This is a genomic window from Micromonospora sp. CNZ297, from assembly GCF_007827625.1.
The window spans coordinates 39,868-60,758 of sequence record NZ_VISU01000009.1 but is presented as its reverse complement, the minus strand read 5'-3'; the positions used below and the strand labels follow the sequence as shown (position 1 = coordinate 60,758).

At 73.3% G+C, this 20,891-nt stretch carries 21 protein-coding genes; 5 read left to right on the top strand and 16 right to left on the bottom strand.

Annotated features, from left to right (window positions below; all coding sequences use genetic code 11):
- Positions 1–149: 149 nt before the first annotated feature.
- Positions 150–761 carry a DUF4870 domain-containing protein gene (locus tag FB454_RS17630; protein WP_013475521.1) on the top strand — a complete coding sequence of 204 codons (612 nt, stop codon included), beginning with the start codon at positions 150–152 and terminating at the stop codon, positions 759–761.
- A gap of 39 nt (positions 762–800) precedes the next feature.
- On the opposite strand, the gene hemW is transcribed toward FB454_RS17630, so the two are convergent.
- Positions 801–2,024 (bottom strand): radical SAM family heme chaperone HemW, encoded by a 1,224-nt coding sequence (hemW, locus tag FB454_RS17625; protein WP_174361734.1) that lies wholly within the window; start codon positions 2,022–2,024, stop codon positions 801–803.
- 19 nt (positions 2,025–2,043) lie between these two features.
- Between hemW and FB454_RS17620 the strand changes: the two genes are divergently transcribed.
- Together FB454_RS17620 and FB454_RS17615 are read left to right on the top strand one after the other, a co-directional pair.
- On the top strand, positions 2,044–2,829 hold the full coding sequence (locus FB454_RS17620; protein WP_013287978.1) for an enoyl-CoA hydratase-related protein: 786 nt from the start codon (positions 2,044–2,046) through the stop codon (positions 2,827–2,829).
- Positions 2,830–2,942: 113 nt separating this feature from the next.
- Positions 2,943–3,803 carry a hypothetical protein gene (locus tag FB454_RS17615; RefSeq protein WP_030274634.1) on the top strand — a complete coding sequence of 287 codons (861 nt, stop codon included), beginning with the start codon at positions 2,943–2,945 and terminating at the stop codon, positions 3,801–3,803.
- A gap of 13 nt (positions 3,804–3,816) precedes the next feature.
- Here the strand turns inward: FB454_RS17615 and FB454_RS17610 are convergent, their stop codons facing one another.
- The 7 genes from FB454_RS17610 to FB454_RS17580 all read right to left on the bottom strand — a co-directional run bounded on the left by FB454_RS17610 (position 3,817) and on the right by FB454_RS17580 (position 10,733).
- On the bottom strand, positions 3,817–4,650 hold the full coding sequence (locus FB454_RS17610; protein ID WP_013287980.1) for a carbohydrate ABC transporter permease: 834 nt from the start codon (positions 4,648–4,650) through the stop codon (positions 3,817–3,819).
- Positions 4,647–5,633: a carbohydrate ABC transporter permease gene (locus FB454_RS17605; protein ID WP_013287981.1), complete on the bottom strand. Its 987-nt coding sequence runs from the start codon at positions 5,631–5,633 to the stop codon at positions 4,647–4,649. The genes FB454_RS17610 and FB454_RS17605 overlap by 4 nt, the downstream gene beginning before the upstream one ends.
- Positions 5,630–6,922, bottom strand: a complete 1,293-nt coding sequence (locus tag FB454_RS17600; RefSeq protein ID WP_013287982.1) for a sugar ABC transporter substrate-binding protein — start codon at positions 6,920–6,922, stop codon at positions 5,630–5,632. The genes FB454_RS17605 and FB454_RS17600 overlap by 4 nt, the downstream gene beginning before the upstream one ends.
- 223 nt (positions 6,923–7,145) lie before the next feature.
- Positions 7,146–7,430 (bottom strand): GlsB/YeaQ/YmgE family stress response membrane protein, encoded by a 285-nt coding sequence (locus tag FB454_RS17595; protein ID WP_013287983.1) that lies wholly within the window; start codon positions 7,428–7,430, stop codon positions 7,146–7,148.
- A 253-nt stretch (positions 7,431–7,683) separates the two neighbouring features.
- Entirely contained in the window at positions 7,684–7,971 is a 288-nt protein-coding gene (locus FB454_RS17590; protein ID WP_013287984.1) for a GlsB/YeaQ/YmgE family stress response membrane protein, read from the bottom strand.
- A 221-nt stretch (positions 7,972–8,192) separates the two neighbouring features.
- Positions 8,193–10,070, bottom strand: coding sequence for a translation elongation factor 4 (gene lepA / locus FB454_RS17585; RefSeq protein WP_013287985.1), 1,878 nt, complete (start codon positions 10,068–10,070; stop codon positions 8,193–8,195).
- 126 nt (positions 10,071–10,196) lie between these two features.
- Entirely contained in the window at positions 10,197–10,733 is a 537-nt protein-coding gene (locus tag FB454_RS17580; protein WP_013287986.1) for a DUF4240 domain-containing protein, read from the bottom strand.
- An 83-nt stretch (positions 10,734–10,816) separates the two neighbouring features.
- Between FB454_RS17580 and FB454_RS17575 the strand changes: the two genes are divergently transcribed.
- Both FB454_RS17575 and rpsT read left to right on the top strand, forming a co-directional pair.
- A complete protein-coding gene (locus FB454_RS17575) occupies positions 10,817–11,821 on the top strand; it encodes a phosphotransferase family protein (protein ID WP_083791346.1) in 1,005 nt (334 codons plus the stop codon).
- Between the two features lie 205 nt (positions 11,822–12,026).
- The gene (gene rpsT / locus FB454_RS17570; protein ID WP_013287988.1) at positions 12,027–12,293 is read left to right on the top strand and encodes a 30S ribosomal protein S20; all 267 of its coding nucleotides are present in this window, start codon (positions 12,027–12,029) and stop codon (positions 12,291–12,293) included.
- 401 nt (positions 12,294–12,694) lie between these two features.
- On the opposite strand, the gene FB454_RS17565 is transcribed toward rpsT, so the two are convergent.
- From FB454_RS17565 to rsfS, 8 genes are all read right to left on the bottom strand, one after another.
- Entirely contained in the window at positions 12,695–13,192 is a 498-nt protein-coding gene (locus FB454_RS17565) for a hypothetical protein (RefSeq protein ID WP_013287989.1), read from the bottom strand.
- Positions 13,189–14,169 (bottom strand): DNA polymerase III subunit delta, encoded by a 981-nt coding sequence (gene holA, locus FB454_RS17560; RefSeq protein WP_013287990.1) that lies wholly within the window; start codon positions 14,167–14,169, stop codon positions 13,189–13,191. Before holA ends, FB454_RS17565 begins: the two co-directional genes overlap by 4 nt.
- Positions 14,170–14,292: 123 nt before the next feature.
- On the bottom strand, positions 14,293–16,644 hold the full coding sequence (locus tag FB454_RS17555) for a ComEC/Rec2 family competence protein (RefSeq protein ID WP_013287991.1): 2,352 nt from the start codon (positions 16,642–16,644) through the stop codon (positions 14,293–14,295).
- Positions 16,645–16,832: 188 nt separating this feature from the next.
- Positions 16,833–17,618: a ComEA family DNA-binding protein gene (locus tag FB454_RS17550; RefSeq protein WP_369830090.1), complete on the bottom strand. Its 786-nt coding sequence runs from the start codon at positions 17,616–17,618 to the stop codon at positions 16,833–16,835.
- 502 nt (positions 17,619–18,120) lie between these two features.
- Positions 18,121–18,897, bottom strand: a complete 777-nt coding sequence (locus FB454_RS17540; RefSeq protein WP_013287993.1) for an SDR family NAD(P)-dependent oxidoreductase — start codon at positions 18,895–18,897, stop codon at positions 18,121–18,123.
- 9 nt (positions 18,898–18,906) lie between these two features.
- Positions 18,907–19,761: a DegV family protein gene (locus tag FB454_RS17535; RefSeq protein ID WP_091330979.1), complete on the bottom strand. Its 855-nt coding sequence runs from the start codon at positions 19,759–19,761 to the stop codon at positions 18,907–18,909.
- Positions 19,762–19,809: 48 nt separating this feature from the next.
- Positions 19,810–20,457, bottom strand: coding sequence for a histidine phosphatase family protein (locus FB454_RS17530; protein WP_013287995.1), 648 nt, complete (start codon positions 20,455–20,457; stop codon positions 19,810–19,812).
- Positions 20,454–20,858, bottom strand: coding sequence for a ribosome silencing factor (gene rsfS, locus FB454_RS17525; RefSeq protein WP_013287996.1), 405 nt, complete (start codon positions 20,856–20,858; stop codon positions 20,454–20,456). The genes FB454_RS17530 and rsfS overlap by 4 nt, the downstream gene beginning before the upstream one ends.
- Between the last annotated feature and the right edge of the window lie 33 nt (positions 20,859–20,891).

The window sequence follows — 20,891 nt, the reverse complement described above, 5'->3', positions numbered from 1 at the left end:
TACGTCGGCACCCCCGCCGGCGCGATGATCGCCCGACGGACCTGCGGTGCGGCCCACCACACAGCGCCGCCCACCAGGGCCGAACAGCCGGTCATCGTCGGTCTGTGTCGCTCTGGTGCGAGTTGACCGGTGCCCCTACCGTGGCGACCATGACAGAACCTCCTCGCCCTCCAGGGGCAGGGGACTCCGGCCCCCAGCCCGACCCGTCGGCGCCCTACGGCTCGTCGCCGGGCAGCGAACCGCCCACCGCTCCACTGTCCGGGGCGCCGGGCGCCGGCGGGTATCCCCCGCCCGGTGACTATCCGCCTCCGGGCGGCTACCCGCCCCCCGGTGGTTACCCTCCGCCGGGCGGCACGCCCGGCTACGGCGCCGGCTACCCCGCCGGTGGCGGGTACGGCCCCGCCGCGTACGCCAACAACGACGAGAAGACGTGGGCCCTGGTGGCGCACTTCGGTGGCGCCGCGGGTGTCATCGTCGGCGGCGGTCTGCTCGGCTGGGTCGCCCCGCTGATCGCGATGATGACCCGCGGTCAGCAGTCGCCGACGGTCCGCGCCCACGCGGTCGCGGCGCTGAACTTCCAGATCACCTGGACCATCGCCAGCGTGCTCGCCTGGGTGATCACGGTCATCACCTGCGGGATCCTGTTCTTCGTCCCGATGCTGGTCTGGCTGGTGCCGCTGATCTTCGGAATCATCGGCGGGGTCAAGGCCAACGAGGGTGTGCTCTACCGCTACCCGATGACCTACAACTTCATCAAGTGACACCGCCGGCCGGCCGAGGGGGCGGCCGGCCGGTGCCGGTCACGGCAGCAGGTCGCGTACCACCGCGTCGGCCAGCAGCCGGCCGCGCAGCGTCAGCACCACAAGCCCTCGCGCGTACGCCCCGGCGTCGAGCAGCCCGGCGTCCCGGGCCCGCTCGGCGCCCGCCCGGCCGGGCTCGTCCAGCACGTCCAGCGGCAGCCCGGAGGCGAGCCGCACCCGCAGCATCACGTCCTCCATGTGCTGCTCGTCCGGGGTGAGCTGCTCCCGGGCCAGCGCGGGCGAGGCGCCCTCGGCCAGCCGGGCCGCGTACGCGCTCGGGTGCTTGACGTTCCACCACCGCACGCCGCCGACGTGGCTGTGCGCCCCCGGGCCCAGGCCCCACCAGTCGGCGCCGGTCCAGTAGAGCAGGTTGTGCCGGCACGCCGCCGCCGCCGACCGGGCCCAGTTCGACACCTCGTACCAGGAGAAGCCGGCCTCGCCGAGCGCGGCCTCCGCAGCCAGGTAGCGGTCCGCCGCCACGTCGTCGGAGGGGTACGGCAGCTCGCCGCGGCGCATCCGCGCGGCCAGCCGGGTGCCGTCCTCCACGATCAGGGCGTACGCGCTGACGTGGTCCACGCCCGCGTCGACCACCTGGGCCAGCGAGGCGGCGAAGTCGTCTGCGGTCTCGCCCGGCGTGCCGTAGATCAGGTCCAGGTTCACGTGCTCGAACCCGGCGTCGCGCGCCTCCAGCGCGGCGGCGGTGGCCCGGCCCGCGCTGTGCCGCCGGTCCAGCACCGCGAGCACCCCCGGCGCGGCGGACTGCATGCCGAGCGAGATCCGGGTGTACCCGGCGGCCCGCAGCGTCTTGAGCGACTCCGGGCTCACCGACTCGGGGTTGGCCTCGGTGGTCACCTCGGCGTCGGCGGCCAGCCCCCAGACGCGGTCGATGCCGTCGAGGATCCGGGCCAGGTCGTCGGCGGGCAGCAGGGTGGGCGTGCCGCCGCCGACGAAGACCGTGTCGACCCGGGGTGGCGGCGAGTCGCCCAGCACCCGGGCGGCCAGCGCCAGTTCGGCCAGCACCGAGTCGGCGTACGTCTCCCGGCTCGCCCCGCCGCCCAGCTCCGAGGCGGTGTACGTGTTGAAGTCGCAGTAACCGCACCGGCTGGCGCAGAACGGGACGTGGACGTACACGCCGAAGCCGCGCGCGCCGACGGCGCGACGGGCGGTGGCGGGCAGCGATCCGTCGCGCGGGACGGGTTCGCCTTCTGGAAGGACGCCGGGCATGGCCACTAGTGTGCCCGGCATGACCTCTCCGGACGCTCTCGTGCGAGTCGCCACGGCCCGTGGGGTGACCACCCTCACCCTGGACAGCCCGCACAATCGCAACGCGCTCTCGACGCCCCTGATGACCCAGCTGCTGGCCGGGCTGGCCGACGCGGTCGCCGACGACGCGGTACGCGCGATCGTGCTCGACCACACCGGCCCGGTCTTCTGCTCCGGCGCCGACCTGAAGGAGACAGCCGCCGCGTACGCCAGCGGCACGGTGCCCGCCGGGATGCTCGGCGACGTGCTGGTGGCGGTGCGGGAGTGCCCGAAGCCGGTGGTGGCGAAGGTGGCCGGGCCGGCCCGGGCCGGCGGGCTGGGCCTGATCGCCGCCGCCGACCTGGCGGTCTGCGCGCAGGAGGCGACGTTCGCGTTCACCGAGGTGCGGATCGGCGTGATCCCGGCGGTGATCTCGGCGACCGTGCTGCCCCGGCTGGGCCAGCGGGCCGCCGCCGAGCTGTACCTGACCGGCGACACGTTCGACGGCCGCCGCGCCGCCGAGATCGGCCTGGTCACCGCAGCGGTGCCGGCCGACGAGCTGGACGCCGCCGTCGAGCGCTACTGCGCCTCGCTGGTGAAGGGCGCCCCGGGGGCGCTGGCCGGGGCGAAGGAGCTGCTGCGCCGGCCCGCCGGTCCCGACCTGCGGGCCGAGATCGCCGAGTTGGCCGCCCTGTCGACCGGGTACTTCCTCTCCGACGAGGGACGCGAGGGCGTCATGGCGTTCCGGGAGAAGCGTCCCGCCGCCTGGGTGCCCGCCGGAGACTGAGGTTCGCGGCGGGCCCCGCGGGAGCCCCATTGCGGCCGAGGTGGGGCCCGCCGGTCGGCCGAGACCCGCCGTGGCGGGTGGGACGTACGCTTGTCGGACTGTCGGGACAGGGGGTGCGGGTGCGGACGCGAGCGGCGATCGTGGCATCTGGGGTGGCGGTGTGCGTGCTGGCACTGCTCGCGGTCTACGTCGTGACCAAGCAGTTCGGCGAGCACCTGCGGCTCCCCCTGGCCAGCCGGACCTGCACCGTGAAGGCCGACGGCGAGGTGGTGCTCGGCGCCGACCAGATGGCGAACGCGGCCACCATCGCGGCCATCGGGATGCAGCGCCGGATGCCCGAGCGGGCGGTGGTGGTGGCGCTGGCGACCGCCTACCAGGAGTCGCACCTGCGCAACATCGCCCACGGCGACCGCGACTCGCTCGGTCTGTTCCAGCAGCGCCCGAGCCAGGGCTGGGGCAGCCCGGAGGAGATCCAGGACCCGCGGTACGCGGCGAACAAGTTCTACGCCGCGCTGAAGAAGGTCAAGGGCTGGGAGCGGATGCGGATCACCGACGCCGCCCAGCGGGTGCAGCGGTCGGCGTTCCCCGAGGCGTACCAGAAGTGGGCGGACGAGTCGGAGGTCCTCACCCGCGCGTTGCTCGGCCACGCGACCGGCGCGGTGGCCTGCACGGTCAGCTCGCCGCCGACGATGCGCGGGCCGGCTGCCGCCAGCGCCGTGCTGGAGAGCCTGTCGCTGGACTGGGGGCTGCCCCGGCTGGCCACTGCGACGGACCTGACCGCGCTCACCGTGCCGGCGGGCGACGACCGCAACGGCTGGCGGTACGCGCACTGGCTGGTCTCGCACGCCGACGATCACGGCGTGAAGAAGGTCCGCTTCGGCAACCTGGAGTGGACCGCCGCGCAGGGCTCCTGGGCCCGGGTGAAGGGCGACCCGGCCACCGAGGTGCGGGCCGAGGTGTTCGCCGCGGCCTGACCGGCCCGCCGGGTCAGCCCTTCACGGCTCCCGCGACGAGGCCGGAGACCATCCGGCGCTGCACCAGCAGGAAGAAGACGATCACCGGCAGGGTGAACAGCGTGGACGCCGCCATCACCGAGCCCCAGGCGGTGTCGTCCCGGCCGAAGAAGAACGTCATGGCCACCGGCAGCGTGTACTTCTGCTGGTCGTTGATGAAGGTCAGCGCGAAGATCAGCTCGTTCCACGCGGTGATGAACGAGAAGATGCTGGTGGCGACCAGGCCGGGCGCGACGAGCGGGAACAGCACCTTGCGGAACGTCTGGGCCCGGCTGGCGCCGTCGATGGCGGCGGCCTCCTCCAGTTCCTTCGGCACCGCGGCGACGAAGCCGCGCAGCATCCAGACCGCGAACGGCAGCGAGAAGCCGAGGTACGTGAGGATCAGGCTGGGCAGCGTGTTGTAGAGGCCGAGCCGCTGGATCATCAGGAACAGCGGGATGACCAGCGCCTCCAGCGGGATCATCTGCACCACCAGCAGCATGATCAGGAACGTGGTGCGCAGCTTGAACCGGAACCGGGCCACAGCGGTCGCGGCGAGCAGCGCGACCAGCCCGCTCAGCAGCACCGTCGCCAGCGCGACGAGGGCGCTGTTGAGGAAGAAGTCGGCGAACGTGACGCCCGGGATCAGGTTGCCGGTGAGGATCTCCCGGTAGTGCTCCAGCGTCGGCTCCGCCGGCACCGGCCGGGGGGTGGACGAGAAGATCTCCCGGTTGGGCTTCAGCGAGGTCGCCACCATCCAGTAGACCGGGAACGCGGCGAAGAGCGCGACCAGCAGGCCCGCGCCGTTGAGGGCGATCTTCTTCATCATTCGTCCTCCTGCCGCAGCACCATGCGGACGTACAGGGCGGTCACCACGAGCAGGATCACGGTGAGGATGACCGCGATGGCCGAGCCGAGGCCGTACTTGGGCGGTGGTGAGAACGCCTCCGCGTACGAGTAGATCGACAGCATGAACGTGGACCGGTCCTGGGTGCCGCCGGCCAGCACGAACTGCTGGGTGAAGACCTTGAAGTCCCAGATCGTGGAGAGCACCACGAGGATGCCGAAGACCGGCCGCAGGACCGGGAACGTCACCGACCAGAAGACCTTCCACGGCCCGGCGCCGTCGACCCGGGCCGCCTCCTGCAACTCCGTCGGCACGCTCTTGAGCCCGGCCAGGACGCTCACCGCGATGAACGGGAACGAGTGCCAGACCACCACGAGCGTCAGGATGGCGAAGAACAGCAGCGGGTCGTTGAACCAGCCGTACCCGGTCCAGTCGCTGCGCCCGAACAGCGCCGTCGAGAGCCCGTCCGGGAGCTTGTTGAACAGCCAGGTGACCAGGCCGCTCGTGTCGTCGAAGATCCACTTCCAGACGATGGTGCCGGTCAGCGCCGGGGTGGCCCAGGCGAGCATCACGCAGCTCGCCACGAACGTGGCCATCTTCTTGCCCAGGCGGTTGAGCAGCAGCCCGACCAGCGTGCCGAGGATCATCGTGAGCGCCACGTTGGCGAGCGCGAACAGCACCGTGTTGCGCAGCACCGTACGGAAGAACGGGTCGCCGAGGATCTGCGCGTAGTTGGCCAGGCCGACCCACGGCCACTCGCGGTCGCCGCGCAACTGCCGGACGCTGTCCAGCTTGTGGAAGGACATCCACACGACCTGGCCGAGCGGCCAGAGCAGCAACACGGCGATGATCGCCAGGCAGGGCAGGAGGAGCAGGTACGGAAGGTGGTCCACCCGGCGACGGCGCCGCCGCGCGGGGGTCTCCCGCGCGGCGGCCTCGCCGGTGGCCTCGGTCAGCGTGGTCACTTGGCGTTGAGGATGCTTTCCATCTCGGTGGCCGCGTCGGCGGTGGCCTTCTCGACCGTCTTCTGGCCCTTGATGACCGAGCTGTTCATCGCCTGGGTCACCGTCTTGGTCCGGCTGACCTCGACCCACTTCGGGGTGAGCGGGGTCAGCTTGGTGTTCTGGATGGCGGTGGCGAACGCGGCCATCACCTTGTCACTGGCGTAGTCGCCGCTGCTCACCAGATCCTGGTAGACCGGGAAGAAGCCGAGGCTGCTGGCGAACTCCTTGTCCTTCTGCTTGCTCAGCAGCACGGTCATGTAGTCCCAGGCCAGCGCCTGCCGCTCGCTGTCCTTCCAGATGGCGATGTCGGAGCCGCCGGCGAACGCCGGGGCGGGCTTGCCGTCCGGGCCGGGGATCGGGAACGTACCCCACACCTTCTCGATGTCGGGGTTGTCCTTCTTCATCGCGCCGCCCTGCCAGCTACCGGCGAACGCCATGGCGGCCTTGCCGGTGGCGAACTGGGTACGGGCGTCGACCTCGTTCCACCCGGCGGCGGCCGGCGGGGCGACCTTGTGCACTGTCACCAGGTCGGTCCAGAACTTGACCGCCTTCTGCGCCTCGGGGGTGTTGTAGCCGGACTTCCAGCTGTCACCCTCCTTGGTCGCGATCTCCCCGCCGGCACCCCAGAGGAAGGAGTAGAACGGCAGCTCGGAGTTGCCGGGCAGGGCGATGCCGTAGGTGCCCGGCTTCTTGGCCTGCACGGCCTTCGCGGCGGCGACCATCTCGTCCCAGTTCGTCGGCGTCTTCACGCCCGCCTCGGCGAACCAGTCGGTGCGGTAGTAGACGGCGCGCACGCCGGCGTACCACGGCACGCCGTACTGCTTGCCGTCGAGCTGGGCGTTCTTGACCAGGTCGGGCAGGATGTCCTTGCCCTCGGACCAGCCGTTGAACTTGTCCGAGACGTCGGCCAGGGCCTCCTGCGCGGCCCAGCCCTGGGTCTCGGTGTTGCCCAGCTCGGTGACGTCCGGGCCCTCCCCGCCGGCGAGCGCGGCCTGGAACTTCTTCGGCGCCTCGAGCCAGGGGATGTACTGCACCACGACGTCGGTCTCGGGGTGCTTCTTCTTGAACTCCGCCTCGACGCTGTCGAGGAACTTGGTCTGGGCGTCGCCGCCCTCACCCATCATCCACACAGTGAGCTTGCTGTTGTCGGCGGCCTTGTCGTCGTCGCCGGAGCCACCGCATGCGGTCAGCACCAACGCGGCCGACGCCACGATGGCGGTGACCGGAGCCAGCCGCTTCCACCTGTTCACGCCATATCTCCCTCAGGGCCGTTTGGCACTAACCTTCTCCGCCGCACCTTAGTAGGAAAATTTCCTTTACAACAGGGGGTGTTCGTGACGGAGGGCACAGGCGACCGTATCGCAGCCGGAGGCCCGGCCGACATCGATGCCGTCCGGGCAGTTCAGGGCTCACATACGCCGACGGGCGCCCGGCCGGTGAGGCCGGGCGCCCGTCGAGGCGCGTGGTGCGGGGTCAGTAGCGCGAGACGCCGCGGCGACGGCCGACGCCGGCCACCAGGGCCACGCCGATCGCGGCGAAGAGCACCTGCAGCATCAGCTCGCGCCAGTCGATACCGGCGGTCTCGGCGAAGCCGGAGGCCCGGGCCACGATCGTGCCCAGAAGCGCGGCGCCGACACCGATCAGCATGTGCAGCCAGATCGGCATGTTCTGACGGCCCGGCACGACCAGCCGGCCCAGCGCGCCGACGATCAGACCAACGACCAGCGCGGTGATGATGCCCCAAACGGTGAGCTCCATGGTCGCCCTCCTCCTTAAGATCCGGTCACACGTTTTTGTGTGTTCACTGTCGTGATCGCTAAGTTCCCGACCGCCCGGAAATCCAAACCGACTCCGATGACGAATTGTGCAGACGTACCCTGACCTGCTGCTTCTCCCCGAAACCCGGCGCGGCGGGCGGTCCCGGCACACCGACGGGGTTCAATGCCTCGAATACGCCGACGGGCGCCCGGCCGGTGAGGCCGGGCGCCCGTCGAGGCGCGTGGTGCGTCGATCAGTAACGCGAGACGCTGCGGCGACGGCCGACGCCGGCCACCAGGGCCACAGCGATGGCGGCGAGCACGACCTGCACGGCCAGCTCGGCCCAGTCGATGCCGGCGGTCTGCGTGGCGATGCCGAGCGCGCGGGCCAGGACGGTGCCCAGCAGCGCCGCGCCGACACCGATCACCATGTGCAGCCACATCGGCATGTTCTGCCGGCCCGGCACGACCAGCCGGCCCAGCGCGCCGACGATCAGACCCACGACGAGCGCGGTGATGATGCCCCAGACGGTGAACTCCACGGTCGGTCCTCCTAAAGCGATTTCGCACGTTCTGTGCGTTTGCTGTCGTGCCCGCTAAGTGCCCGACGCATCGAAAACCGAAACCGGCGGCATCGGCCGCCGCTCCCCCGGCCGGGACGAACCCGCAGGTGGGAGCGCTGCCAGCAGCTGAAAATTTCCTGGGTACGCGAACGGCCGGCGCCCCTGCGAGGGGACGCCGGCCGGTTCGTGGGCTCTGGCGGCTACTTCTTGCCGGCGGGCTTGCCGTCGCCGGAGTCGGACGAGAGCGCCGCGATGAACGCCTCCTGAGGGACCTCCACCCGGCCCACCATCTTCATCCGCTTCTTGCCCTCCTTCTGCTTCTCCAGCAGCTTGCGCTTCCGGCTGATGTCACCGCCGTAGCACTTGGCGAGCACGTCCTTGCGGATCGCGCGGATGGTCTCCCGGGCGATCACCCGGCTGCCGATGGCCGCCTGGATCGGCACCTCGAACTGCTGGCGCGGGATCAGCGTGCGCAGCTTCGCCGCGATCGTCGTGCCGTACGTGTACGCCTTGTCCTTGTGCACGATCGCGCTGAACGCGTCGACCGGCTCGCCGTGCAGCAGGATGTCGACCTTCACCAGGTCGGACGCCTGCTCGCCGGAGGGCTCGTAGTCGAGCGAGGCGTAACCCTTGGTGCGGCTCTTGAGCTGGTCGAAGAAGTCGAAGATGATCTCGGCCAGCGGCAGCGTGTAGCGCAGCTCCACCCGGTCGGCGGAGAGGTAGTCCATGCCGAGCAGGCTGCCCCGGCGACCCTGGCACAGCTCCATCACGGCGCCGACGTAGTCGTTCGGGGTCAGCACCGTGGCCCGCACCGTCGGCTCGTACACCTCGGCGATCTTGCCGGTCGGGTACTCGCTCGGGTTGGTGACCACGATCTCCTCGCCGTCCTCCTGGATGGCCCGGTAGACCACGTTCGGCGCGGTGGAGATCAGGTCGAGGTTGAACTCCCGCTCCAGCCGCTCCCGGATGATCTCCAGGTGCAGCAGGCCGAGGAAGCCGCAGCGGAAGCCGAAGCCCAGCGCGCCGGAGGTCTCCGGCTCGTAGACCAGCGCGGCGTCGTTGAGCTTGAGCTTGTCCAGCGCCTCACGCAGGTTCGGGTAGTCCGAGCCGTCGATCGGGTAGAGCCCCGAGTAGACCATCGGCTTCGGGTCCTTGTAACCGCCGAGGGCCTCCTTGGCCGGGTTGTTGTTGATGGTGACCGTGTCACCGACCCGGGACTGGCGCACGTCCTTCACGCCGGTGATCAGGTAGCCCACCTCGCCGACGCCGAGCGCGTCGGCCTTCACCATCTCCGGCGAGATGACGCCGATCTCCAGCAGCTCGTGGACGGCGCCGGTGGACATCATCTTGATCCGGTCCCGGGCCGAGATCCGGCCGTCGATCACCCGGACGTACGTGACCACGCCCCGGTAGACGTCGTACACCGAGTCGAAGATCATCGCGCGGGCCGGCGACTCGGCCTCGCCCACCGGCGGCACGAACTGCCTGACGATCTCGTCCAGGAGGTAGGGCACGCCCTCGCCGGTCTTGCCGGAGACCCTGATGCAGTCCGCCGGGTCGCCGCCGATCAGGTGGGCCAGCTCCTCGGCGTACTTCTCCGGCTGGGCGGCCGGCAGGTCGATCTTGTTGAGCACCGGGATGATGTGCAGGTCGTTCTCGAGCGCCAGGTAGAGGTTGGCGAGCGTCTGCGCCTCGATGCCCTGCGCGGCGTCGACGAGCAGGATCGCGCCCTCGCAGGCGGCGAGCGAACGGGACACCTCGTAGGTGAAGTCCACGTGGCCCGGGGTGTCGATCATGTTGAGCACGGCGGTCTCACCGGCCCGGTCGCCCTCGCGGATCGTCCACGGCATCCGCACGGCCTGGCTCTTGATGGTGATGCCGCGCTCGCGCTCGATGTCCATCCGGTCCAGGTACTGGGCGCGCATCTGCCGCGGGTCGACCACACCGGTGAGCTGCAACATCCGGTCGGCCAGGGTCGACTTCCCGTGGTCGATGTGGGCGATGATGCAGAAGTTCCGGATGCGCGCCGGGTCGGTGGCACCAGGAGCGTTCGCGCCGGGATCGAGCGTCGGTGGCACAGCGGTCCGTTCTGGTCGGCTGACGTGAGCGGGCCGGCGCGCCGCCGGCCCCCTCCATGGTCCCACGTCGCCCGGGGCGCGCCCGGGCTCCCCCTTCACTCCACCGCTATTCCAGGGGTGGCCCGACTATTCCGCGGGTGGCTCGACGAAGAGGGCGGCCAGCCTCGGCAGGCGGCGGCGGGCCTCCTCCTCGTCGTCGAAGTCCCAGAAGTCGTTCAGATCGGGCACCGGGACCGGGTCACGCTCGGCCGGCAGGTCGGACGCGGTGGCCTTCCGGTACGCGTCCCACGGCACCGCCAGCATCTGCTCGCACTCGAACTCCTCGCCGCTGAGCGCGGCGGCCCGGACCTGCGGCAGCTCGGCCAGCGCGTCCGGGTCGCCGACCGCCCGCGCGAACACCGCCCGCCCCTGGGTCATCAGCCAGCCCCGGAAGTACTCGAAGCCGTCGTCCGAGGCGCCCCCGTTGATCAGGTAGGCCGCGCCCCACAGGTCGACCTTGTAGGAGGCGGCGAGCACCCGCCGCTGGTGGTGGGCGTATCCGACGATCTCCTCCGGGTCGCACTCGGCCAGCAGTGCGACCGCCCGGGCGGCGACCGCGTCGGGCTCTCCCCCGGCGCCGGCGCGGGCCTCGTCGATCAACTGCCAGAACTCGTCGGTCCTCATGGTGGGCAGTCTGGCAGAGCCCACCGACGTGCCGGTGCGACGTGCGGCGGTGCGGCGGTGCGGCGGTGCGGCAGCATGGTGCGGTGCGCGCGATCTCCCTACCGCCCGTTCCGTACGGGTCGACGGCCGTACGGCCCGGCTGGGCCGACCTGCCGGCCGGACTGCGGGACGCGCTGGCCGCCCGGATCGGCGGCCCGCCGGCGGCGGTCCGGGTGGCAGGCGGCGGGTTCACCAGCGGCTTCGCCGCCGTGCTGACCGGCCCTGCCGGGGAGAGCGTGTTCGTCAAGGCGGCGGCACTCGACGGGCAGCGGCACCTGGTCGACTGGTACGCCCACGAGGCGGCGATCCTGGCCCGGCTCCCGGCCGGTCTGCCGGTGCCCCGGCCGCGCTGGGCGCTCACCGAGTCCGGCTGGTACGCACTCGCGCTCGACGCGATCGACGGTCACACCCCCCGGCTGCCCTGGGCGCCGGCCGAGCTGGACGCCGCCCTCGCCACGTACGCCCAGGTGGCCGCCGCGCTCGCCGAACCGCCCGCGGAGCTGGCCGCGCTCCGGCTCCCCCGCCTCGCGGACCTGGCCCGCGACGACATCCTCTGGTGGGGCGAGGTGGCCGCCCGGCGCGAGCCGTTGCCCGAGCAGGCCGCCGGCGCCCCGCTGGCCGAGCTGGTCGCGCTGGAGTCGCGCCTGCCCGGGTACGCCGACGCCGCCCCCGGACTGGCCCACGGCGACCTGCGGGTGGACAACCTCCTGATCGACTCCGACGGGCGGGCGTGGCTGTGCGACTGGCCCTGGCTCTGCCACGGGCCGGCCTGGTTCGACCTGGCCGGGCTGCTGCTCACCGCGTACGCCGGCGGCCTGGACGCGGACGCCGCGTTCGCCGGCCACCCGGCGGCGGCAGGTGCGCCCGCTGATGCGCTGGACGTGACGCTCGCCGCGCTGGCCGGGTACTTCCTGACCGGCGCCGCCGCCGGACCGTCCACCGCCTCCCCGCACCTGCGCGCCCACCAGCGCTGGAGCGGGGAGCAGGCGCTCGGCTGGCTGGCCGAGCGCCGGGGCTGGTCCTGGGCACGCCCCACCCCTACCCCTTGATCCACACCAGTTCGGCGAGGTGGCGGCATCCCACGGGCCCTGACCCCACCACCTCCCCGACGTGGCGCGCCGCTCGACCAGGCTGGGCGGAGGCGTTTTGGCTCGTCCGGGGCCGACCTGGTAGCCTGGCTTTTCGCGCGGCGATGACGCATGCTCGTCGTGCGCGTAAGCAGACCAACCCGAGCTATCAAGACGAGGCTGTCGCGTGGCGAACATCAAGTCCCAGATCAAGCGCAACCGGCAGAACGAGAAGCGCCGGCTGCGTAACAAGTCGGTCAAGTCGTCGCTGAAGACCGCCATCCGGAAGTTCCACGAGGCTGCCGAGGCGGGCGACACCGAGAAGGCCACCGTGCTCATGCGTGAGGCCACCCGCAAGCTGGACAAGGCTGCCAGCAAGGGTGTCATCCACTCGAACCAGGCGGCCAACCGGAAGTCGGCGATCGCCAAGCGCGTCGCCTCGTTCTCTGCCTGACCAGCGCTACAGATTTCACCGGAAGCCCCGGGGCCACGAGGCCACGGGGCTTCCGCCTGTCCGCACTCTCCCGCAGCGCGCGGAGATCTTGGGCGATTTCGGCCCCTCTGGGGGCCATTTCGTACCAAGATCTCGGGGTGATCCGGCCCCGGCGGTGTCTTCGGCGGTCGGTCGCTCCGGCGGGACAGCACGGGGCGTCCGGAGGGCGCGGTGCGCGGTGTCGGGCGACGAGGTGCGAAAGCTGCACCCTGCGGGGCAAGGCGCGACGCGAGGCATCCGGGAGAGCGCGGGGCGCGGTGTCGGGAGGCGCGGTGTCGGGAGGCGCGGTGTCGGGAGGCGCAGCGCCGGGCGTCCTCCGGAGGGCGCAACGCGGGGCGTCGGGAGCGCGCAGCGCGGGGCCGCTACTGCTCGTTCGGGTGGTCGAATGTCGCGCGTTGCGGGTGGTGGTAGCGGACGCCCCGGGAGTCTGTGGTCGCGCCGCCCGGCCACGCGCGGGCGCTCGGCGGCACCGCGCCGCGCGGCAGCGACCCGACGCTCGCCGCGCCGCCCGGGAGTGCGCGGGCGCTCGTGGGCACCCGGGCTCGCCCGATCACCGGCTCCATCTGGCGGCGGAAGCGGTCTCGTTCCTGCTCGGGCACCTGCGCGGCGGTGCGGACGACCATCTCGGCCACCACGTCGTTGAGCTTGACCATCGCCGCCACCGCGATCGGCAGCACCAGCACCGCCCACCAGCTCACCAGTTCGGCGAGCGCGAGCAGCACGGCCAGCGCCACCGCGCCCTCGAAGAAGAGGAAGCAGAGCACCCCACCCGGGTTGACGAAGCGCAGTCCCAGCACCCGGGCGTAGAGCGGACGGTACCGCTCCTCGTCCGTGGCCACCGTCGACCACGCTCGGGTCACCGGGCGCCGCCCTGCCGGGCCGCGGCCACCGAGAACACGGCCCGCTCCAGCGCGTACGCCCGGTCGTCGGCGCCACCCTTGACCGCCGCGTTGCACTCGGCTGCCACCCGCATCGCCTCGACCAGGCCCTCCGGCGTCCAGCCCCGGGCGCGTACCTGGGCCTTCTCGATCTTCCAGGCCGGCATGCCGAGCGTCTTGGCCAGCTGGAACGCGCTGCCCCGGCCGGCGGCGGCGACCCGGGCGACGGTCCGTACGCCGTCGGCCAGCGCATCGGCGATCGGCACCGGGTCCACGCCGACGTGCAGCGCCCACCGCAGCGCCTCCAGCGCGCCCGGCACGTCACCGACCATCGTCGCGTCGGCGACGGTGAAGCCTGTCACCTCGGCCCGTCCCCGGTAGTAGCGGGCGACAGTGTCAGCGCCGATCCGCCCGTCGGTGTCGGCGACCAGCTGCGAGCAGGCGGCGGCCAGCTCACGCATGTCGTTCCCGACGGCCGCGACCAGGGCGTCGGCCGCGTCGGGCGTGCACTTGCCGCCGATGCGGCGGATCTCGTCCCGCACGAAGGCGGCCCGCTCGCGGTCACCCTTGAGCTTCACCGCCGGCACCACAGTGGCGCCCGCCGCCCGCAGACCGTCGGCGAACGCCTTGCCCTTGGCCCCGCCCAGGTGCAGCACCACGAGCTGGACGTCCGGGTCGGGATTCTTCGCGTACGCCAGCAGCGCGGTGGACAGGTCCTTGCGGGCGTCCTGGCCGGAGCGGAGCACGAGCACCCGGCGACCGCCGAACAGCGACGGGCTGAGCATCTCGGCGATCTCGCCGACGGTGAGCGTCCCGGCCTGGTATTCCCGCACGTCCACGTCGGGGTCGACCTCGCGGGCCCGGGCGACGGCTTCGGTGACCGCTCGCGTGGCGAGCAGCTCCTCGTCGCCGAGGACGAGCACAATAGGAGGCAGGTCGGCGGGGGTCACGTCGCCCATACTCGCACGCCCTCCAACCCGGCCGGGCCTGCTCATCGGGGACTGTGACGGCGCAGCCCGCACACAGCGCAAATCCAGACATTTGACTTGATTCCCCATCTACCGCAACAAGATCCCCCCGGTTCAGCGTGGCGCTCCCGACTCGGCGCCGCGCCTCACCACCGCGAGACCGCCACCCGCCTGGACCGCCGCGACGTCCCCGTCGGTGTCGGTACGCAGCACCCGCGCACCGCCCCGGGTCAGCCGGTCCAGCAGCCCGGCGTTAGGGTGCCCGTAGTCGTTGTCGACGCCCACGCACACGAGAGCCACCGCCGGGCGTACCGCGGCCAGGAACTCCGGCGCCTGGTACGCCGACCCGTGGTGGGCGACCTTCAGCACGTCGGCCCGGATCGCGGCGGCCGGTGTGGTCTCCAGCATCGCCCGCTGCTCCTCCGTCTCGGCGTCACCGGTGAGCAGGATCCGTACCCCGCCCACGGTGGCGGCCAGAACCAGCGAGTTGTTGTTCGGATCCGACCGGCTGCCCCGCAGCGGGTACGGCGGCCCGACCGCGACCAGGTCCACCGCGCCCGCCCGCCACCGCCAGCCCGCCTGCACCGCAGCGAGCGACGCACCGGCCCGGCGGGCCGCCTCGCGTACCTGGGCAGCGCCGTAGGGTGGCTCGGACCAGGACGGACCCACCACCGCGCCCACCCGCCGGCCCCGGAACACCCCGGCCACGCCGCCGACGTGGTCGACGTGGAAGTGGCTGACCACCAGCAACGGCACCTCGCGTACGCGCAGGCGGCGCAGGCAGGCGTCCACGCCGGACGGCTCCGGGCCGGCGTCCACCACCACGGCCCGGCCGGCGGCGACCGGCAGCACCACCGCGTCCCCCTGCCCCACCGCGCACGCCACCACCACCCAGCCGCGCGGCGGCCAGCCGGAGGCGAGCAGCCGCACCGGTACCGCGCCAAGCACCACCGCCACCACGACGACAGCGATCAGCCGCCGCGCCCGGCGTCGCCGGAAGGCGAGCAGCAGCGCCACGCTCACCGCCGCCAGCAGCAGGGCCCCTGCCACCCCACCCGCCCACGGTAGGTTCCCGGCCGGCAGGTCCGCGCCGTACGCGGCCACCGCCACCAGCCAGCGCGCCGGCCAGCTCGCCAGCCAGGCGAGGAACTCCGCGCCGCCCGGCCACAGCGGCGACAGCACCGCCGCCAGCACGCCGAGTACGGTGGCCGGCGCGACGGCCGGCACCGCGAGCAGGTTCGCCGGTACCGCCACCAGGCTCACCGTCGCGGACAGTCCAGCGATCACCGGGCCGCAGGCCAGTTGCGCGGCGGCAGGCACCGCGAGCGCCTCGGCGAGCCCGGCCGGTACGCCCCGGCGCCGCAACGCGTCCCGCCATCCCGGCGCGAACAGCAGCAGTCCCCCGGTGGCGCAGACCGACAACGCGAAACCCGGGTCGCCCGCGAGGTCGGGGTCGTACAGGACCAGCCCGGTGACAGCGGTGGCGAGCGCAGGCAGCGTCGACCGGGACCGCCCGGCGGCGAGCGCGGCGAGCCCGATCGCGCCCATCGCGGCGGCACGTACCACGCTCGGTGAGGGCCGCACCAGGATGACGAACCCGACGAGCGCGAGGACGCAGAGCACGGCGGCGGTACGCGGGCCGGCGCGCGCCCAGCGGGCCAGCAGCAGCACCGCTCCGACGACGATCGCCACGTTGGAGCCGGACACCGCGTTGAGATGCGTCATCCCGGTGGCCCGGAAGTCCTCCTCCACCTCCGGCAGCAGCCGGCTGGTGTCCCCTACCACCAGACCCGGCAGCAGCCCGCCCGGCGCGTCGGGCAGCGGCTCGCAGGCCCGTTGCAGCCCGGCCCGCAGCACCCCTGCCGCTCGTTGCGGCCACGATGCGTCGCCGCGCAGCGTGGGCGGGTCGGCGGTGGAGAGCACGGCGGCGGTCAGGTCGCCGCCGCGCGGGGCGGCCAGCCTCCCCCGGCTGGTGACCCGCTGCCCGGGGAGCAGTGGACGCCAGGCCGGGTCGGTGGCGAGCACCAGCGCGCGTACGGGGCCGGTGACCCGGACGCCGTCGGGTCCGGTGAGCCGGATCAGATCCACGCGGACCAGCAGCATCGGCGGGCGGCCGGGCGCGCCGCGTACCGGGCGGGGATCGTCGCGCAGCACCAGCTCGGCGGTGACCGGGGCACGGTCGGTGACGAGCGCGCGGATCGGGGCGGCGTCGCGGACCGCGACCCGCGCGCCGGTGGCTGCCGCGCCGCAGAGCACACCGAGCAGTACGGCGACCGCGATCCAGCCGTAGCGGCGGGCAGTCGCGCTCGGCCGCCCCAGCACGCCGCCCAGGTGCAGGCCCGTGAGCAGAGCCAGCGCGGTGGCGACAGCGGCCACCCACACGGTCGACCGGACACTCAGGTGCAGCCCGGCCAACGCGGCGAGCCACGCAGCCACCGCCAGTCCGGCCAGCCGCAGGTCGGGCACGTCGCGGTCCGGCGCCTTACCGTCGGTGGTGCCGGAGGCTGCGGAAGCGCCCGGGCCACGCTCACCACCCGCCGCAGCGCCGGGCAACACCCGCTCCGCGCCGATCGCCGCAGCACCCACTCGATTCGGGACGCTCTCACCGGCGAGGCCGGGGCGATCCGGTGCCCGGCGCGGTCCGCGACGGGCGGTCACACCGTCACCAGTTCCTTGAGCTGCTCGTACCGGGCGTCGCCGATGCCGTCGACCTGCCGCAGGTCGGACACGGACCGGAACCCGCCGTTGCGGTCCCGGTGGTCGAGGATCCGCTGGGCGAGCACCGGGCCGACGCCCGGTAGCGCGTCGAGCTGGGCCAGCGTCGCGGTGTTGAGGTTGACCGGGCCGGCGGGTGCCGCCGAGCCGCCCGGCGCACCGCCGCCCGCCGCCGGGCCGGGTGCGGCCTGCCCGGGTGGGGCGGTGACGCCGACCAGGATCAGCTCCCCGTCCGTGACCTTGCGGGCGGGATTGAGCAGCGCCACGTCGACGCCGGGCAGCGCGCCGCCCGCCGCCTCGATCGCGTCGGCCACCCGCGCGCCGGCCGGGAGGCGGACGAGGCCGGGACGCCGGACCTTGCCGGCGAGCGCGACGACCACCTGACCGGGTGAGCCCGCCGACATCGGCGCTCCGGGCACCGCGCCGGTCGTGGCACTCACCGGCGCCTCGGAGGACGCCGCGACCGGCTGGACGGGCTCGGCGCTGGGACGCGCGCGCCACGCCCAGACGGCAGCCACCACGACCACCACTGCGGCCACCGCCGCGAGCGCGCGTACGCCCCGGCGGCCGGGATCGAACGCCCCGGGGCCGGGCAGCCGCGACGCGAGCCCACGCTCGGTCGCCGGAGCGTCGCCTATGCCGTCGGCGTCCGGATCGGCGGAGGCTGGCTCCGACCCGAACGAATGCTCCCGCCCGCTGTCGTGCTCTGGAAAGCCGGGGCGCAGGCCGGGAACCGGCTCGATCTCGTCCGTAGCAGGCCCGGGCCGAGCTCGGAGATCGGGCCAGGGGACGCCGAGGGCGGGCCCGGCACCGGCACCGGCCCCGAAGACCGGCCCGGCTTCCCCGAGACCGGACACGCGACCGGGCCCGGAGACGCGGCCGAGACCGGACACGCTGCCGGACCCGGACACGGTGCCGGGCCCGGACAGGGACGGCCCCGGCCGCCGCGAGGACCGCTCCGCCCTGCCCGACTCGCCCAAGCGGTCAGCGGGGATCGGCGGAACAGCAGCGGCATCCGTGAACCCGAACAGCCGGGCGAGCCGCCGCCGTACCGTCGTCTCCTCGTCGTCTGGCACGGCTCGGGACGCTACGGCGACGGCTCGCCCCGCATCGGCCGGTGAGTCCTCGCCTGTGGACAGCACGGGCACTGTGGACAGGCACCCGATCAAGCCCCGGCTCTGCTAGGTGTGCCCGGGTGACGGATCGCCGGCGGCGGGCGTGGTCATGTCAACGTGCCTCCGGGTCCAGCCCGAGCACCGCCCGTCCTCCGTCGACCGGCACCGTCGCGCCGTTGACGAACGAGGCGCGGTCGGAGAGCAGGAACGCGACCACCTCGGCCACCTCGTCGGTACGCCCGATCCGGCCGGCCGGGTGCAGCCGGGCCACCTCCGCGTCGACGTGCGCCGCCTCCTCCGGGTCGAGTCCGGCGAGGTAGGCGGCGTGCCGTTCGGTGTGGATGGAGCCGAGCGCGACCGCGTTGGCGCGGATTCCGCGGGGAGCGTAGTCGACGGCGAGCGCCCGGGTCAGCCCCTCCAGCGCGGCCTTCGCGGTGGCGTACGGCAGGGCGCCCGGCACCGCCCGGCGGGCCTGGTGGGAGGAGACGTTGACGATCGCGCCGCCGGTCCCAGCCGCAAGGAACCGGCGTACGGCGGTGGCGGCCCCGGCCACGGCGGGGCGCAGGTTGAGCGCGATCAGGTCGACGACCTCGCCCGCGGGCGCACGGTGCAGGTCGGCGTTGCGGAAGACGGCGGCGTTGTTGACCCAGCCGGCCAGCGGCGCGTACGCCTCGGCGCGGTCGGCGGCCCGGCCGGTGACCGTCTCGTCGCCGGCGTCCCCGGTGACGGCGTGCAGCCGGTCGGCGAGCGGATGCCGGGCCAGCCAGTCCAGCGCGCCGGTGTCCCGCTCGACCACGACCACTGTGCCACCGTCGGCGGCCAGCCGTTCGACGACGGCCCGCCCGACGCCGCGCCCGCCGCCGGTGACGACGTACGACAGCAGGCTCATCCGGCCACCCTAGGGCGTGCGGCGGTGAACCACCACGCAGGCCAGCCCAGGTCCGGCGTGGGCGGCGACGACGGCTCCGGCCTCGGTGACGTACGTGTCGTGCAGGCGGTCGCCCAGCCGCTCGGTCAGCGCCGCCAGCAACTGCTCGGCCCGCTGCGGCGCGGCGAGGTGGTGCACCGCGATGTCCACAGGGGCGTCGCCTGCCGCCTCGACTGCGAGGTCGACCAGGCGTGCCACGCCCCGGCTGGCGGTACGGACCTTGTCCTTGACCACGATCGCGCCGTCCGGCATGTGCATGATCGGCTTGACCGAGAGGGCGGTGCCGAGCAGTGCCTCGGCCGCGTTGATCCGGCCGCCCCGGCGCAGGAACTCCAGCGTGTCGACGTAGAAGTAGATGGTGGTCCGGGCGACCGCGTCCAGCGCCGCGTCGCGTACCCCGGTCAGGTCGGCGCCCCGCGCGGCGGCCGCGGCGGCGGCGAGCGCCGGGAAGCCGAGGCCCATGCCTGTGGATCGGCTGTCCACGACTGTGACGCGGTCGTCGCCGACCTCGGCGGCGGCCAGCCGGGCGGCTTCGACGGTGCCGGACAGTTCGGCGGACAGGTGCACCGACACCACGCCGTCGGCGCCCTCGGCGAGCAGCGCGCGGTAGACCTGCGCGAACTGTTCGGGCGCGGGCCGGGACGTGCTCACCGAGACCCGCCGGCCGCTCAGCGCGCGGGTGGCGTCGGCCGGGGAGGTCTCGACGCCCTCCAGCCCTTCCGCGCCGTTGAGGACGACTGTGAGCGGGACGACTGTGAGCCCGCGTGCGCGGACCAGGTCGGGGGGCAGGTAGGCGGTGGAGTCGGTGACGACCGCGACGGGCATGACCGGCACGCTAGCCGATGGTGCTGTGACGTGCCGGGGCCGGAGGTGTCAGACCGCGTCGGTGAGCGCCGGCTGGGTGATCAGGCCGACGTTGTGTGCGCGCAGGTGCCAGCCCGGGCGGGTGCGCCGCTCCACGCCGTCGTTGTGGCGCAGCTCGGTCCAGTGGCAGTTCGCCAGCGAGCCGAGGCTGCGCAGCACCGTGTGGTCCCAGCCGAGCAGGTGCCCGACGCCCTGCCGGGCGCCGCCGCCGTGGGTGGTCACCACGACGGTGCCGCCGGTGGCGAGGTCGGCCGCGTCCTGGAACCCGGCGCCGAGTCGGGCGCCCAGGTCGCCCAGGGGCTCGATGCCGGCGCCGGGGTCGGGGTCGCCGGCCCGCCAGCGGGCGTACTCGTCGGGGAACCGCTCGGCCACCTCGGTCAGGGTGAGGCCCTGCCACTGGCCGAAGTGCCGTTCGCGCAGCCGGGCGTCGGAGCGGACCGGCAGCCCGGTCAGCGCCGCGAGCGCGGCGGCGGTGTCGGCGGCCCGGCGCAGGTCGCTGGCGACGATCGCGTCCGGGCGCAGCGCGGCCAGCACCGGCGCCGCGGCGCGGGCCTGCTCCCGGCCGAGGTCGTTGAGCGGCACGTCGGTCTGACCCTGGACCCGGCTCGCGGCGTTCCAGTCGGTGTTGCCGTGCCGCCAGATGATCAGGCGGGTCATTCCGCGGTAGCGGTGCCGGCGGCCGAGTCGGCCAGGTCGCGATCGGTGAACGGGATCTGCGGGCAGTCCTTCCAGAGCCGGTCGAGCGCGTAGAACTCGCGCTCCTCGGTGTGCTGGACGTGGACCACGATGTCGACGTAGTCGAGCAGCACCCAGCGGCCACCCCGCTCGCCCTCGCGGCGCACCGGCTTGGCCTTCTCCGGCAGCTCCAGCAGGCGCTCCTCGATGGCGTCGACGATGGCGAGCACCTGACGCTCGTTCGGAGCGGCGGCCAGCAGGAACGCGTCGGTGATCGCGAGCTGGTCGCCCACGTCGATGATGACGATGTCCTGTGCCTTCTTGTCGGCCGCGGCCTGGGCGGCGGCCATCGCCAGCTCGTGCGCGCGTTCGGAAACTGTCACCGTTCTCCTTCGATCAACCGTGCGACCCTCCAA